This is a genomic window from Mucilaginibacter angelicae, from assembly GCF_042434235.1.
GTDB lineage: Bacteria > Bacteroidota > Bacteroidia > Sphingobacteriales > Sphingobacteriaceae > Mucilaginibacter > Mucilaginibacter angelicae.
Genome location: NZ_JBHLTS010000076.1, coordinates 134,863 through 149,765, shown reverse-complemented (window position 1 = coordinate 149,765; position 14,903 = coordinate 134,863). Strand labels below are relative to the sequence as shown.

At 40.4% G+C, this 14,903-nt stretch carries 13 protein-coding genes and 1 other RNA gene; 12 read left to right on the top strand and 2 right to left on the bottom strand.

All coding sequences use genetic code 11. The annotated features are described in order from the left end of the window. The first annotated feature begins 165 nt into the window (after window positions 1-165). Entirely contained in the window at window positions 166-2,199 is a 2,034-nt protein-coding gene (locus ACFFGT_RS26890) for an ATP-binding protein (protein ID WP_377025600.1), read from the top strand. A 162-nt stretch (window positions 2,200-2,361) separates the two neighbouring features. Further along, entirely contained in the window at window positions 2,362-4,443 is a 2,082-nt protein-coding gene (locus ACFFGT_RS26885; protein ID WP_377025599.1) for an ATP-binding protein, read from the top strand. A gap of 4 nt (window positions 4,444-4,447) precedes the next feature. Here ACFFGT_RS26885 and ACFFGT_RS26880 read toward each other — a convergent pair whose 3' ends face one another. After that, on the bottom strand, window positions 4,448-5,806 hold the full coding sequence (locus ACFFGT_RS26880) for a GH1 family beta-glucosidase (protein WP_377025598.1): 1,359 nt from the start codon (window positions 5,804-5,806) through the stop codon (window positions 4,448-4,450). A gap of 292 nt (window positions 5,807-6,098) precedes the next feature. Between ACFFGT_RS26880 and ACFFGT_RS26875 the strand changes: the two genes are divergently transcribed. From ACFFGT_RS26875 to ACFFGT_RS26840, 8 genes are all read left to right on the top strand, one after another. Continuing rightward, complete coding sequence (locus ACFFGT_RS26875) at window positions 6,099-6,569, top strand: DinB family protein (RefSeq protein WP_377025597.1); 471 nt, start codon at window positions 6,099-6,101, stop codon at window positions 6,567-6,569. 43 nt (window positions 6,570-6,612) lie between these two features. Then, a complete protein-coding gene (locus tag ACFFGT_RS26870; protein WP_377025596.1) occupies window positions 6,613-7,023 on the top strand; it encodes a hypothetical protein in 411 nt (136 codons plus the stop codon). Continuing rightward, a complete protein-coding gene (locus ACFFGT_RS26865; RefSeq protein ID WP_377025595.1) occupies window positions 7,023-7,670 on the top strand; it encodes an SCO family protein in 648 nt (215 codons plus the stop codon). Before ACFFGT_RS26870 ends, ACFFGT_RS26865 begins: the two co-directional genes overlap by 1 nt. Next, window positions 7,667-8,083, top strand: coding sequence for a c-type cytochrome (locus tag ACFFGT_RS26860; protein WP_377025594.1), 417 nt, complete (start codon window positions 7,667-7,669; stop codon window positions 8,081-8,083). Before ACFFGT_RS26865 ends, ACFFGT_RS26860 begins: the two co-directional genes overlap by 4 nt. 131 nt (window positions 8,084-8,214) lie before the next feature. Beyond that, window positions 8,215-8,602, top strand: an RNA gene (rnpB, locus tag ACFFGT_RS26855) — RNase P RNA component class A. Between the two features lie 179 nt (window positions 8,603-8,781). After that, window positions 8,782-10,164: a sigma-54-dependent transcriptional regulator gene (locus tag ACFFGT_RS26850; protein ID WP_377025593.1), complete on the top strand. Its 1,383-nt coding sequence runs from the start codon at window positions 8,782-8,784 to the stop codon at window positions 10,162-10,164. A 97-nt stretch (window positions 10,165-10,261) separates the two neighbouring features. After that, on the top strand, window positions 10,262-10,729 hold the full coding sequence (locus ACFFGT_RS26845; protein WP_377025592.1) for a DUF4488 domain-containing protein: 468 nt from the start codon (window positions 10,262-10,264) through the stop codon (window positions 10,727-10,729). 348 nt (window positions 10,730-11,077) lie between these two features. After that, window positions 11,078-12,538 carry a hypothetical protein gene (locus tag ACFFGT_RS26840; RefSeq protein ID WP_377025591.1) on the top strand — a complete coding sequence of 487 codons (1,461 nt, stop codon included), beginning with the start codon at window positions 11,078-11,080 and terminating at the stop codon, window positions 12,536-12,538. Here ACFFGT_RS26840 and ACFFGT_RS26835 read toward each other — a convergent pair. After that, window positions 12,535-13,410: a fructosamine kinase family protein gene (locus ACFFGT_RS26835; RefSeq protein ID WP_377025590.1), complete on the bottom strand. Its 876-nt coding sequence runs from the start codon at window positions 13,408-13,410 to the stop codon at window positions 12,535-12,537. The two genes, ACFFGT_RS26840 and ACFFGT_RS26835, sit on opposite strands and share 4 nt — an antisense overlap. Before the next feature lie 114 nt (window positions 13,411-13,524). Here ACFFGT_RS26835 and ACFFGT_RS26830 point away from each other — a divergent pair, with 114 nt between their 5' ends. Together ACFFGT_RS26830 and ACFFGT_RS26825 are read left to right on the top strand one after the other, a co-directional pair. Continuing rightward, window positions 13,525-14,067 carry a zinc ribbon domain-containing protein gene (locus tag ACFFGT_RS26830; RefSeq protein ID WP_377025589.1) on the top strand — a complete coding sequence of 181 codons (543 nt, stop codon included), beginning with the start codon at window positions 13,525-13,527 and terminating at the stop codon, window positions 14,065-14,067. A gap of 5 nt (window positions 14,068-14,072) precedes the next feature. Beyond that, window positions 14,073-14,831: a CPBP family intramembrane glutamic endopeptidase gene (locus tag ACFFGT_RS26825; protein ID WP_377025588.1), complete on the top strand. Its 759-nt coding sequence runs from the start codon at window positions 14,073-14,075 to the stop codon at window positions 14,829-14,831. The last annotated feature ends 72 nt before the right edge of the window (window positions 14,832-14,903 follow it).

Genomic DNA, 14,903 nt, shown 5'->3' with positions numbered 1-14,903 from the left:
GATAATCAATACGCTTTAACTTTAAGTAACATGAGTGTTATTCGAACGCAAAAATATTGTTCGTTATAATTATGAACATTATATTTGTTGCGTAAACACCTAATGTTGGCGTCCCCTGATAGTCCTGTTAGTTTAAACAAACTGCTGTTCAACCATTCAATTTGGTTGGCTATCATATTCTTATTGTCTTTTAATTCCTGCATAAATAACATTAATGATACCGGAGATTATTCTAAGCAGTTTAAACCGGTTTTTGATACTGTAAGCCTGTATAACGGTGAAAGGTCTCAACCTCAAAGAGGTCTCGAATATCTTGATTCGGCTTATAAAACTATAAAAAGCCCCTTTGTAAGCGATAGGTTTCGTTTTTACGCCTTGCATTTTCTTTACAACTTAAAAGCATTGCATGACGCGAAAAGGGCTATGCCTTATGCTGATACCATGCAGGCTGTAGCAGCCGAAAGCGTTACTCCCGGCCAGCGCATTGCATTAACAGCCGAAGCAGATTTCGCTACCGGAGATGCCTATTCAGACATGGTAAAGTATGATCAGGCTTACCGGTATTTTTACAAGGGCTATTCCATCGGCAAAAATGCTATTGATGATGCCATACTGGCCGAATACACTTACCGCATGGGCATGATCATGTTTAAGCAGGGGCATTTTAGAGAAGCTGCCAATTATTTTAAGATCAGTCACCGGCAAAGCTACGCCTACCCTGATGGTTTTCGTGCTTTTTACCAACGGCAGGAGCTTTTGGATAATATTGGCGAGAGTTATAAAAACAGCGGCGATATTGACAGTTCAACGCTTTATTTAAACAAAGCGCTTGCTTACATTAATGAGAATAGTACAAGATTTGCCGAACGGGCAAACCTGCTTGAAGTTGCCAGGGGTGTTGTGTACGGCAATCAGGGCGATTTGGCTTTGCTCACCCATGACTATACCCAGGCAGGCGAATTGCTGAAGAAAAGCATTGCTATTAATTCAAAGCCGGGTAATGACAACCGCGACGCCGAATTAACCGAAATAAAACTTGCCCGGTTATATTTAAATACCAACAGGCCAAATGATCTTTTTGAATTACTGAAAAACCTGCGTGCCCAGCTTGATATCATCAAAAATGATGATGCTGAAGCCAACTGGAATAATTTAATGAGCATTTATTATCTGCAAAATAAAGATTACCAAAACAGCCTGCTTTATTTAAAAAACTATTCGGCTTTAAAAGACTCGGCTTTAAAAAGGACATCCTCGTTAAAACGCACAGATGTTAACCAGCAACAGGCTAATTTTGACAAGGAAAATCAGATAGAAAATCTTAAAGGCCATAATAAACTGCAATTTATCTACATCTGTCTTGCCGTACTTTTTTCGGTGATGGCAGTGATCATTATCTTCCTTGTTTTTCGTAACCTGAAAAGATCAAAACGGGATATAGTAGCAATAAAAAAGCTGAACGACCAGATTAAATTGCAAAAAGCCGAATTAGAAAATACCCTTGAGGGAGTAAACCGGAGTAGCCGTGAAAAAGACCGGATCCTGCGGGCTGTTGCACATGACCTCCGTAATCCGCTTGGCGGCATAGCGTCATTATCAGCAGCAATGGTTGATGATGCTATGGATGAGGAGCAAACAGATCTGATCAATCTCATTAAGGAAACCTCATACCATTCGCTCGAACTTATTAATGAAATTTTGGAGGCGGCAAACACTGCAAATGTAACCTTCAATAAAGAATGGGCTGAAATTAACAGCCTGATTAATAACAGTGTTGACCTGCTGCGTTTTAAGGCGGCAGAAAAAGACCAGGATATTATGCTTAGTTTATTGGATACCCCTACTGAGCTATTGATAAACAGGGAGAAGATATGGAGGGTTATCAGCAACCTGATCAGTAATGCTATTAAATTCAGTCCTAAAGGCGCTGTTATTTATGTAATTGTGAACCAAAAACACCAGGGGGTTGAAATATGTGTTAAAGATTATGGCATTGGCATTCCTGATAAATTACAGCAGCAGGTGTTTAATATGTTCACCGAAGCCAAACGACCCGGTACCGACGGTGAAAAATCATTTGGTCTCGGGCTTTCCATCTGCAGGCAAATAGTTGAAAAACATAGCGGCAGGATCTGGTTAAAGAGCGATCCGGATAATGGATCAAGCTTTTACGTTTATCTTCCGGCCGAAGTGGCATAACTTATAATTGATCAAATAAGCGCATCTCTACCTGTAATTTAATTAAATAATTTTCATTTTAAGTAACTGGTTAGCAATAATCATAAAATAGCATAGTTATTTTTAGAAAATTTCATAGTTTAAACCCTGTTTTACAATCAACGCTAAACCTGGCATAATTTGATGTTTATATATAAAGGCTTTAGGCAAATATGGCTATCCGGTAATATACGGGAGTGTTTGTTTTTTGCTTATTTTTTGCTGCTGATCAGTTCCTGCCAGCAACAACCAAAGGGTTTTCTTTCATCCTCGGCATACAATAAAGCGGTTGATACAGCAACCACGATGTATGATAATGGTCATCATAAAGCAGCAGCAGATTATCTCGATTCGGCCTTTCACCATTCAAACAACCTTGGCTTTAAACAGGTATACAATTATTATTTTTTTATTTACACCTACGCTTCTCATATAAAAAACGATCGTAAAATGGCTTTGCTATATGCCGATAGCATGCTCAATATTTTCGATACGCCCGAAAAGAAACTGAAATTTACCAGCGAATATGGCCAGGCGCATTTTTCTAAAGGAGATGTATTGTTTGATGAACGGCGCTACAATGAGGCTTACGGCTATTTTTATGAGGGGAAAGTAATTGCCAACAACAACCTTGACGATTGTACAATGGGCGATTATAGCTACCGCATGGGTATGATCCTTTACAAACAGGAACATTATGGCAGGGCGGCCACGTTTTTCAAAAAAAGCTTTGAAGAAACAAGGTCATGCGAAGGGAACTTCAATTATTTTTATCGCCGGCAGGAATTGTTGAATAATATTGGCTTGAGCTACAGCAAGATGATGATGAATGATAGCGCCATGTATTTTTACAATAAAGCCCTCGATTATATTAATACTAATGCGGCAAGGTTTAAAGACCGCCCCCAAATGGGTGAAGTATCAAAAGGTGTTGTGTATGGTAATATGGCTGATATCAGTATCAGGCAAAAGGATTACGATAAAGCCATTAACCTGCTCAAAAAAAGCATAACAATTAATCTGCGTAAGGGAAACGATAATAATGATGCCCAATACTCCGAACTAAAGCTGGCATCGGTGTATGACAGGCAAAACGCTAATGATTCGTTATTAAATCTCCTCAATGTTATCAGGCTCCAGTTTGATAGTGTTAAAAGCCCCGAAGCGATACAGGACTGGCATTTATTGATGTCAAACTATTTTGAGAAGCAAAACGACCATCAGCAGGCTATGAGGCATTATAAGCAATATGATGAGCTTAAGGATACTATCGCCGATGAAAACAAAAAGCTGAAAGAAGCTGATGTGGCTGAACAGGTAAAAAGCCTTGAAAAAGATAATGAGTTTGACAACCTTAAGAAAAACAACGAATTGCAGCACGTTTATCTTAGGGTAACCATTGTTTTTGCCCTGATGCTCATCATTATCATTTCCCTTGTATTTTTAAACTGGCAAAAATCAAAAAAGAACATTAAAACACTGGGAAGCCTTAACAACCAGATAAACCATCAAAATCACCATCTTGAAAACGCCCTCAGTGATTTAAAGCTTAATAACCAGGAAAAAGACCGCATTTTACGTACTGTAGCACATGACCTGCGTAACCCTATAGGCGGAATAGCTTCCCTTACCAGCATAATGACTGAGGAAAATTACAGCGACGAACAGAAAGAGCTTTTAAACATTATCAGGGAAACTTCATTTAACTCCATTGAACTGATTAATGAAATATTGGAAGCCACTGAATCCGCTTCGGCTGTATTGAATAAGGAAGCAGTTGAAGTTAACTCCTTATTAAGCAACAGCGTTGAGCTGATGCGCTTTAAGGCAGCCGAAAAACAACAGGTTATCAACCTTGCCCTGTTAAGTTCGCCACTTGAGCTCTGTATCAGTCGTGAAAAAATATGGCGCGTAATCAGTAACCTCATTAGCAATGCCATTAAATTCAGCCCGGAAGGATCAGGTATTTTGGTTATGGCTGTTGAACTGGAGAAAGAGGTTCAAATTTCAGTTAAGGATAATGGCATCGGCATCCCCGATAAGCTTAAAAGCCAGGTATTCAATATGTTTACCGATGCCAAACGCCCTGGAACCTCGGGCGAAAAATCATTCGGCCTTGGCCTTTCCATCTGCAGGCAAATTATTGAGGACCATAACGGCCGCATCTGGTTTGAAAGCGATACCGAAAATGGCACATCATTCAATTTTACCCTGCCTAAAAATTAACAGCTTATTTTAAAAACTCAGCATACCATCTGCCTGAGGCTTTAACCGTTCGTTGCTGGGTTGTATGATCAACATGGATCAATCCAAAACGCGGGTGATACCCCTCGGCCCATTCAAAATTATCTGTGAGGGTCCAAACAAAATAGCCGTTAATTTTACAACCTTCATTTTTTGCCTTCAACACCTGGGCAATATGATCCTGAAGATATTTCAATCTTTTTGGGTCATTTACTTCACCATCAATAACCTCGTCAGGAAAAGCCGATCCGTTTTCTGTAACAATGATCTTTCTTACATTAGGATAGGCATCATATTTTTTGATCATATGATAAATAGAAGGCGGATAAACTTCCCAGCGCATGGCCGTAAGATCAACGCCCCTGTTTTCGGCCTTAACCATACTTGCATTGATATAAGGCGTAAAAAAAGAATATTTTACAATTTCGCGGGTATAGTTTTGAATGCCGATAAAATCAAAGTCAAAACTTAGCTTATCCTCATCACCGGGATAAAAATACTTTTTGAGATCTTTAAGCGCGGGGAGGTCTTTTATCGGGTATCCCATCCCCAGCAAAGGTTCAATATATAAACGGTTGATCAGCGCATCAGCACGAATGGCGGCAGCTACATCTCTTGGTTTATTACTAAAAGGCTCAATTTGCGAGCATGAAAATGTTGTACCTATCTTCGCCGTCGGCGGCAGCAGTTTTCGCAGGATCCTGCCACCTTCGGCAATGCTCATGGTAACATGATGTATAGCTGGTGTAAAGTTTTTCATACCGCTGCGGCCCGGCGCATGAATGCCGAAAAAATAACCCGCACCTGTAAAAACTACAGGTTCGTTCATCACCATCCAATGCTTCACCCTATCGCCAAAGTTTTGGGCGCAAATAGTAATAAACTCACTAAACCAGTATATTGATTCGCGATTTGTCCAGCCACCTTTAACCTCAAGCACATGGGGCAGGTCCCAATGGTAAACGGTTAACCAGGGTTCAACACCTTGTTTAAGGCAATAGTTAATTACCCGGTTGTAATAATCAATGCCAGCCTGGTTTATTTTCCCGGTGCCTTCGGGCAATATGCGGGTCCACGAAATAGAAAAGCGGAAATTTGGGATATTAAGCTCTTTGATGAGGTCGATATCGCGCTCATACAAATTATAAAAATCACATGCAGTTTGTGCATGATCGCCATTCAGGATCTTTCCTTTTTTAGTGGTAAAGGTATCCCACACCGATAATCCTTTTCCATCAGCGTCATGAGCACCTTCTATTTGAAAAGCAGCTGTCGAAACGCCCCATTCAAAGTCGTTGCCAAAAAGATCTTTGCTTAAATGTATTTCCCGGTCAGTAAGTTTCATTAATTTGAGCTACAAAAGCCCAAAAGTGCGATTATATTTATAAATGAAAAATTATAAGTGATAACTTAATGTATGAACGATGAGCGCATACTTTTAAGCATCATCCACTGACGGAAATTAATGAGCAGTTTTGAGATATTGATAATAAATTTCATAACCCTTATGTTTTAGCTATAGAATAAAGGTAACAAGCAGATGTTTGCTGAATATGACAACTATGTTATTTAATTGTTAACCAGCATCTTTTACTAAGATACCAAATTGCATTAATACTTTGTTATTATTTTTACGCATGATGAAAACTTACTTTATAAAAATGTTTGGTTATAACCGTTTTGCTAATCAGCATCTGATACAGGCTATGGAAACAGGCGGTTTGCCGGCTATAACCCTGAAGCTGATGGGGCACCTGCTTGCAGTTGAGCAGGTCTGGCTTGAAAGATGCAGGCTTGCCCCTTCTTCCATGCCAAACTCATGGCCCGAAAATGTTACAATTGAGCAATGCAAACAACAGGTATCTGAACGTTATGAAACATGGGTAATGTTTTTAAACGGAATAAATGACGAGGATATAGATAAGATAATCCCCTATCATAGCTTTACCGGCGACTATTTTGAAAACCAGCTTGGCGATATTGTGACACAGGTGCTTAACCATGGTACACATACCCGGGCGCAAATTGGGCAGCAATTGAAGTTTGCCGGCACAAAAACTTTACCCATTACAGACTATAGTTACTATTTAAGAGTGTTAAACAGCTAAACATTTAGCATATTTGCCAAGGTTTATTACGCTATCAAAAACCATGAAAAAACACCTATTCGCAGCCATTGGCACAGCTTTATTATTAGGTTGTACCGACACCAAAAAACAGGAAAAAGATCTTTTAAATCAGGTAATTGCCGTACATGATAAAGTAATGGCAAGCGACGAGCAATTGATGAAAAACAAGATGCTGCTTGATAGCCTGGTAAAACATAGTGCTCCCAACATCAATAAGGACACAGCACAGGCATATTTAAAACTGGTTGACGATGCTGATAACGCCATGAGCGACTGGATGCATAAGTTTGATGCCGAAACTAAAGGCAAATCACATCAGGAGATCATGGATTACTTTGAAGCCCAGAAAAAGCTTATCAGTAAAATAGATACGCAAATTAATGTAGCTGTTACAGGCTCAACTAAGTACATAACCCAAATACCGGCAAAATAATGAGGAAACTATGGATAGGCATTATCATATTAACGCTTTTTAATGCCTGCAAATCAAATACTAACACCGCCCTGCCTATATTGGGGTATAAAACACCGGTAACTAAAACTGTTAATGGTAAAACAGTAACAGATACTGAATATGCTACTATTCCCCCTTTTAAGTTTGTAAACCAGTACGCTGATACAATTACACAGAAAAACCTGGAGGGCAAAATTTATGTGGCCGACTTTTTTTTCACTACCTGCCCTTCCATTTGCCCGGTGATGCACCGGAACATGCTTAATGTTTACAAGGAGTTTAAAGACGATGATAATTTCAGGATCATATCGCACACCATCGATCCTAAATATGATACCGTACCGGTATTAAAACGCTATGCCGATAAATTAGGCATTGCAGGTAATACCTGGTGGTTGCTGCATGGTGAAAAGGGCGATACTTATAAAATTGCTAAAAGCTACCTGCAAAGCGTATCCGAAAAAAATCCTAAAGGCGAATACATTCACGATGGTTTTTTTATCCTGATAGATAAACAAAAACGCCTTCGGGGCACTTACGAAGGAACAGATCCGGCAGAAGTAACCAAATTGATAGCCGATATTAAAACGCTAAAAGCCGAACCGGATCAAATTGCTGCTAAATGAAGATAAAAGTGATAGGCGCTATAGCTATTCTGTTAGTTGTAATTGGTGCATCATGCCAAAGCGACGAGCAGATTGAGTTTAACCGTTATTACTCGGGCGGGAGCCTTGTTTATCAACAGCACTGTCAAAACTGCCATGGCGATAAAGGACAGGGACTGCAATCACTCGTCCCCCCGTTAACCGATTCAACTTATCTGAAAAACAACAAAGCGACATTGGCCTGCTTTATTAAAAACGGGCTTAAGGGCAAAATAATGGTAGCCGGCCGCACATTTGATGATGAAATGCAGGCTGACGAAATTGCTCCGCTTGAGATTGCCAAAGTACTTACCTATGTTACCAATTCCTTCGGTAATAAAATGGGCACAGTTACATTGCAACAGGTTCAGGAGGATTTGAGAAATTGTAAATAGACTTTGGTTCGTAGATCATAGTTGATGGTTCATAGCAAAAAATAGTGCTCGGCTGTCGTTTCATCATGATCTGTTTTACTATGATCTATGAACCATCAACCACGAACTAAACTAATTTCCCTATCTTTACAAACGCAAAACGTTCTATCGCTGCCAACTTGTTTGGCGGAGGAAAGTCCGGGCAACACAGAGCATCCTGCTTCCTAACGGGAAGGCGCCGGCAGCCGGCGACAGCAAAGTGCCACAGAAAAAATACCGCCCGCTTAGGCGGGTAAGGGTGAAAACGTGAGGTAAGAGCTCACGGCATAACCGGGCGACCGGCTATGACGGTAAACCTCAGGAGTTGAAAAACCAAATAGGTCCTGAAAGCGGAGTTGCTCGCTCCCGTATCTGCCGCAAGGCGGATCGTTAGGATGGGTAGGTTGTTTAAACCTGTTAGTGATAACAGGGCCAGATAAATGATAGAAGTTGCCCTTTAACAAGGCAAAACAGAACCCGGCTTATAGGTTTGCTGCTGTATAACCCCTTACTGTAAAGTGAGGGGTTTTTTATTAGCATCAATTATTTCCAATAAATTTCATAATGTTGCAAACATTTAACTTTCTTAAACCTTTATATGCACATTAAAAGTGTTTGTTTTTCTATACAAACACATATATTAGCAAATAACAATTACTACGGGTACATAACTATAAAACATGGCTAAAATTTTAATAATTGATGATGAGCGCTCGATACGTAATACGCTTCGCGAGATTTTGGAGTATGAAGATTATGAGGTTGAAGATGTAGACAATGGGGTTGACGGCCTTCAGTTAATTGAAAAAAAAGACTATGACCTGGTACTGTGCGATATTAAAATGAACCGCATGGATGGTATGGAGGTACTTACCGAAGGCCTCGCCATTAAACCCGATCTTCCGTTTATCATGATATCAGGCCATGGCACGGTTGAAACTGCTGTGGAAGCCAGCAAAAAAGGGGCGTTTGATTTTATTTCAAAACCGCCAGATCTGAACCGCCTGCTCATCACTGTTCGTAACGCACTTGACAGAGGAAGCCTTGTTGTGGAAGCCAAGGTGCTTAAACGTAAAGTATCAAAGGTGCGCGCCATTTTAGGCGAATCGCAGGCCATTATCAAGATCAAAGAAACTATCGACCGTGTTGCCCCTACCGATGCCCGTGTATTGGTTACCGGTGCCAACGGCAGTGGTAAAGAACTGGTTGCACGCTGGCTGCACGAAAAATCAAACCGCTCAAATGCACCTATCATTGAGGTTAACTGTGCTGCTATCCCTTCAGAATTGATTGAAAGTGAATTATTTGGTCACGAAAAGGGCTCATTTACTTCGGCCATAAAACAACGTATTGGCAAATTTGAATCGGCAAACGGCGGAACATTGTTTCTGGATGAGATTGGCGATATGAGCCAATCGGCCCAGGCCAAGGTTTTGCGTGCTTTACAGGAAAATAAAATAACCCGCGTGGGCGGCGAAAAGGAAATTGATGTTGATGTGCGCGTTGTAGCGGCAACCAACAAAGATCTGCTTAAAGAAATTGAAGCCGGTAATTTTCGTATGGACTTGTACCACCGCTTAAGTGTAATATTGATCCATGTACCGCCGCTTATTGAACGTAAGGACGATATTGCACTGTTAACCCAAAGCTTTTTGGATGAGATCTGCAACGAATACGGCATGCCGGTTAAAAAGATCTCCGATGCGGCACTTGAGGCACTTAAGGCCCTCCCATGGACAGGTAATATCCGCGAGCTCCGTAACATGGTTGAGCGTTTGATCATCCTGAGCGATAAAGTTATTACCGATAACGATGTACGGGCATTTGCAAACCCTTCGGCCCCAGCTACCGTTACAGCAGGAGCTGCCGCCCCTGCCCCGCAGACTGATTTTGATCAGTTCAATAATTTCCAGGAATATAAAGACTTTGCCGAGCGTGAGTATATCAAATTCAAGCTGGAAAAAAATAACTGGAACGTTTCAAAAACAGCAGATGATATCGATATTCAACGCAGCCACTTATACAGCAAGATTGAAAAATTTGGCCTGAAACGCGGCGAGTAGCATAAACTTTTGAAATTATTTTAAAAAGCATCGGCAAATATGACAGCCGATGCTTTTTTTATGCTATTATTGTATATCAATAACCTTTATTAACACCATGAAAACCTATTACTTAGCATCTTTTTTATTGCTTGCCCTATCCTCATGCAGCAATCCACCAAAAGAAAATACCGAAACAACTCAACCTGCCAATAAACTTGACGGAACCTGGCACCTGGTATCAAGCAAAAGCATTGCAAAGGGAGATACTACAGTAACCACTCCTCCTAAAGACCAGGAAATGTTTAAGATGTTTAACGGCACCAACTTTGCTTTTTTTACACACGATCTTGTGCATGGCAAAACCGCCAAGCCTGTATTTGATTCAGGTGCCGGTACTTATACCCTATCTGGCGATGATTACACCGAACATCTTGCTTACTGCAACTATCGCGATTGGGAAAACAGGGATTTTAAATTTAAGCTCACTATCAAAAATGATACTCTTGTTCAAAAGGGAATTGAGAAGATAGACAGCCTTAAAGTTGATCATGAGATCATTGAAACTTATGTAAAGGTGAAATAACAGTTATATCAACTTATCATATCCAAAAGCCCGGCAATACCGGGCTTTTGGAGCTTTTGCCTCATCGGCTATGTCGGAATCAGCATCTGTACTTTCGGTTCTTGCAGCTCCTCCGTATGGATGGAATAGTTTTTTATAAATGTTAATTATGTTGTAGCTTATGAGTTCAAATCAAAAGGTGGCATGAATATTTTATCGCATTATAAAATACTGATAACCTTATCATTATTTACATTATCATTTAATCGTTGCCACTCTGATAAAACAAACAACTTCAAAAAAAGCTCCGAAACAGTAACAAAAAGCAACTCCAATACCCTCCCACAGTCAAATATCCCACTCAAAAACATGTTCGGGATAAATGCTTATGAATGGAATTTTTTACAGGATCCTGCCAATCCCAACTTTAAAAGCATCATTTATGAGAAAAACATGAACCTTATCAGGTCATTCAGCGCAGTAAGGCATTATTTAGGATGGGCCAGAATGGAAAGCACTAAAGGCCGTTATACCTTTAACCCCACTCATGAAGGCAGTTGGAACTATGATCTCATTTACACGCGTTGTAAACAGGATGGCATATTGGTATTGGCAGATATAAAGAATTGTCCCCCATGGTTAGTTGATACCTATCCTGAAAATATAAAGGACATTGAAAACGCGCCCCTTCTTTACGGCTTAAGCAAAGCAGATCCGGCAAGTTATATTGACCAGGCGCATATGGGCTTTCAGTTTGCAGCGCGCTATGGTTATAATGCCAGGATCGACAGAATATTGGTAAAGGTTGACTCAAGCACACGATGGACTAACGATCCGCCAAATAAGGTGAAGATAGGTATGGGGCTTATTACTTACATAGAATGTGATAATGAGCGCGATAAATGGTGGAAGGGGCTTGCAGCACAGCAAACAGCCGAAGAATACGCAGCTAACATGTCGGCCTTTTATGATGGTAACAAAGGGAAATTGGGTAAAAATGCAGGTGTAAAAAACGCAGACCCCAACATGAAAGTTGTAATGGGCGGATTAGCTACAGCCGATGTGAATTTTGTAAAGAAAATGGTAGCGTGGTGCCGTACCAACCGCGGTTATCGGGCCGATGGTAGCATTGATCTATGCTTTGATATTATCAACTATCATTATTATAACAATAATGGCAATATTTTAACACACCAATCAGCCACCTCCGGTCTTCCTCCTGAGCTTTCTATGGCAGGTCAAATTGCCGATTCATTTGTTCAATATTCAAATTCTCTGGCTAAACCTATACCTGTTTGGGTAACAGAGTCGGGCTATGATATTAACCAGGGGAGTTATCAAAAAGCGCAGTATGTTGGCGATAAATTACCGATGGATACCCAGGGCGACTGGATTTTAAGAACATCATTGCTTTACATTAGGCATGGCATTCAGCGTGTGTTTTATTATCAGTTATTTGATGACACTCCAAATGCCGGTGTCCAATACGCCACATCCGGATTAGCAGAGAACGGCAAACGCAGGCCTGCTGCTGACTATATTCTGCAAGCCAGTAAAATAATGGGCAATTATAATTATGTATCGACAATAAACGCCGACCCTTTGGTTGATAAATATATTTCTGGAACGAAACTCATGTATGTATTGACCATTCCCGATCAGCAAGGCCGCACAGGGACTTATACTTTAAACCTGGGCACACCCAAAGCCAGTATCTACACTTTAAAAAAAGGCACAGATGATGCCGCAACAACCCAGGTTAATACCGTGAATGGTAAGCTAACTGTAAATGTATCTGAAACGCCAACTTTTGTACAAGGCACAAACTAAACAAATACCGAAAGATTTTCCCTCACCTGTTTGGTATACATACTGCCAAACAGGTTTACATGAACCAGCAGTGGGTACAGGTTCCAGAGTTTGAGCCGTTGTTGCCAGCCGGGTAACAACGGGGACTCTGTATTATATGCTTCGTAAAAAGCCCGGTCAAAACCACCGAAAAGCGTGGTCATTGCGATATCAAATTCGCGGTTACCATAGCTAACTGCCGGATCGATCAGGTATGGTTTGCCTTCGGTATTAACCAGGTAGTTACCGGCCCAAAGATCGCCGTGTATTAATGCAGAAGGTTCTTCGGTAAACAAATCAGGGAGCTTTTTATAGAGCTCATCAAACCGGTAAATGTCGGTTTGGTTAAGCTCTTTTTTATCTACAGCCATTTTAACCATGGGCTGTAACCGCTGTTCAATAAAAAAATCGCTCCATGTGTTATACCAGTTATTACTTTGAATTAAGGAACCCATGTAATTATTGGTATAAAAGCCAAACTGTGCGTTGCTGCTTTTGTGCATCCGGGCAAGTTGCACACCTAATTCAGAGGATGAAGCAGTATTGATGGAGCCGACATTAATCCATTGCATTATTAAATAACTATCGCTATCATACTCATCCTGTAAAACAACATCCGGAACGGCTATGGTATTGGTTTTCCTGATAGCAGATAGTCCCTCCTTCTCCATTGCCAACATGCCGGGGTAATTATGCCTGTCATTTACCTTTAAAAGGTAGCTATTATCCTCGCATTGCAAATGATATACATCGTTTATATCGCCGCCGCTTACTGTGCTGATATTGGTAATAATTGCATTAAGCCTGCTTTGAATATGATTTAGCAGGCCATTGGAAATATGATTTTGGAACATACTGGACTAATAAAAATCGGCTGATCCCACTAAACTAAATTATATGTTTTATCCCGCAATTAAATTTCAATAATTATATTCGTGTAATATTTAAGTCCTTATCACAAAAATTAAATGGAAAATCAAATTCCTGTAGCCGTTCAATTAACGGAAAAATGCGCACACTGCAATACCGATGTTAAACCCGAGGATACCTTTTGCACCCAATGCGGGTACCCGGTAAAGGGAACCGAAGCAGAACAAAACAAATTTATTTCAGAACGCCAGGTTGAAGAAATAGATATGTTTACCTATAATAAAACACTTAAACAGGCAGGCACATCATTATATTACCTGGCAGGCGTTTTCATAATCAGCGGCCTGATATACTTTTTCATGCACAAGGATGAGGCCGAGGTTGTGGCTGTAGTTATAACCAATTTAATAATGGCGGCTATATTTTTGGTTTTGGGCGCCTATAGCAAAAAGAAACCATTGGCCTGTATCATATCGGGCTTATCCCTGTACGTGATTGTGCAGGTATTAAACGCCATAATTGACCCCATATCTATTGCTCAGGGTATCATTATAAAAATAGTGATCATTGGTTATATGATCCGGGGTATCAAATCGGCCATGGAAATAGAAAAAATCAAGAAAGAAAATCATATCGCTTAATCCTTTTGCTTTCCGACGAACATGAAACAACCGAAATAAGGTACTGCATACAATGCGGTGCTGCTAATGCTGTGAACGTAAAGTTTTGCAGCAGCTGCGGTCACCGCCAAACCGGGGCAGCTACAAGTCAAACCGCCTATAACTGGCAATTGCTTCAACAAGCTGCGTTGTTTTACGGCATTTATATCCTGGTATGTGCGTTATCATCGTTTATTGATTATTTTAAAACGATTGGCTGGTTCCTGATCATTGAAATTATCATAGCCGGAACAGCCGTGTTGTTTTTTGCATATAACTGGAACGATTGTAAAAAGCTGCTTCGCTGGCCTTCGTTTTCATTGCAAAAATTAGCCGCCTACGGTGCAATAGCGATGACCGGAGGCTTACTGATCCATTACATTGGCAATTGGATCAACATAACCATTTTCTCTCGCGATTATTACTATTATTCCATTTTTTCCGGTTCTCCGGGGGCTGTTTATCTTATCATATTTTTTACGGCAATAACCCCGGCCCTATTTGAAGAACTTGGTTTCCGGGGATATTTGTTACAATCACTACTAAACATTGCCGATACTGGTCAGGCGGTTTTCATTTCAGCTTTTCTCTTCGCTATCATTCATCTCAGCTTCATTTCCCTTTTCTGGTTAATCCCATTCGCCTTGTTTTTGGGTTATGTCCGGGTCAAAGAAAACACCATCTGGTATGGCGTATTCTTTCATTTTTGCTTTAATTTAACCGCTTGTTTATTTGAATTGCCGTAGTGTTAACGAAATAAAAAGCCAATTAAAAAACTCAATACCAAATTATCATCCTAAAAAGCTATTTTTGCGGTT

Excerpts from the sequence above, each read along its gene's own strand:
- ACFFGT_RS26860 (WP_377025594.1), top strand. The coding sequence starts at position 7,667 with ATGAAGATAAAAGTGATAGGCGCTATAGCTATTCTGTTAGTTGTAATT.
- ACFFGT_RS26835 (WP_377025590.1), bottom strand. The coding sequence starts at position 13,410 with ATGTTCCAAAATCATATTTCCAATGGCCTGCTAAATCATATTCAAAGC.
- ACFFGT_RS26845 (WP_377025592.1), top strand. The coding sequence starts at position 10,262 with ATGAAAACCTATTACTTAGCATCTTTTTTATTGCTTGCCCTATCCTCA.
- ACFFGT_RS26840 (WP_377025591.1), top strand. The coding sequence starts at position 11,078 with ATGTTCGGGATAAATGCTTATGAATGGAATTTTTTACAGGATCCTGCC.
- ACFFGT_RS26875 (WP_377025597.1), top strand. The coding sequence starts at position 6,099 with ATGATGAAAACTTACTTTATAAAAATGTTTGGTTATAACCGTTTTGCT.
- ACFFGT_RS26870 (WP_377025596.1), top strand. The coding sequence starts at position 6,613 with ATGAAAAAACACCTATTCGCAGCCATTGGCACAGCTTTATTATTAGGT.
- ACFFGT_RS26865 (WP_377025595.1), top strand. The coding sequence starts at position 7,023 with ATGAGGAAACTATGGATAGGCATTATCATATTAACGCTTTTTAATGCC.
- ACFFGT_RS26850 (WP_377025593.1), top strand. The coding sequence starts at position 8,782 with ATGGCTAAAATTTTAATAATTGATGATGAGCGCTCGATACGTAATACG.
- ACFFGT_RS26830 (WP_377025589.1), top strand. The coding sequence starts at position 13,525 with ATGGAAAATCAAATTCCTGTAGCCGTTCAATTAACGGAAAAATGCGCA.
- ACFFGT_RS26880 (WP_377025598.1), bottom strand. The coding sequence starts at position 5,806 with ATGAAACTTACTGACCGGGAAATACATTTAAGCAAAGATCTTTTTGGC.
- ACFFGT_RS26885 (WP_377025599.1), top strand. The coding sequence starts at position 2,362 with ATGTTTATATATAAAGGCTTTAGGCAAATATGGCTATCCGGTAATATA.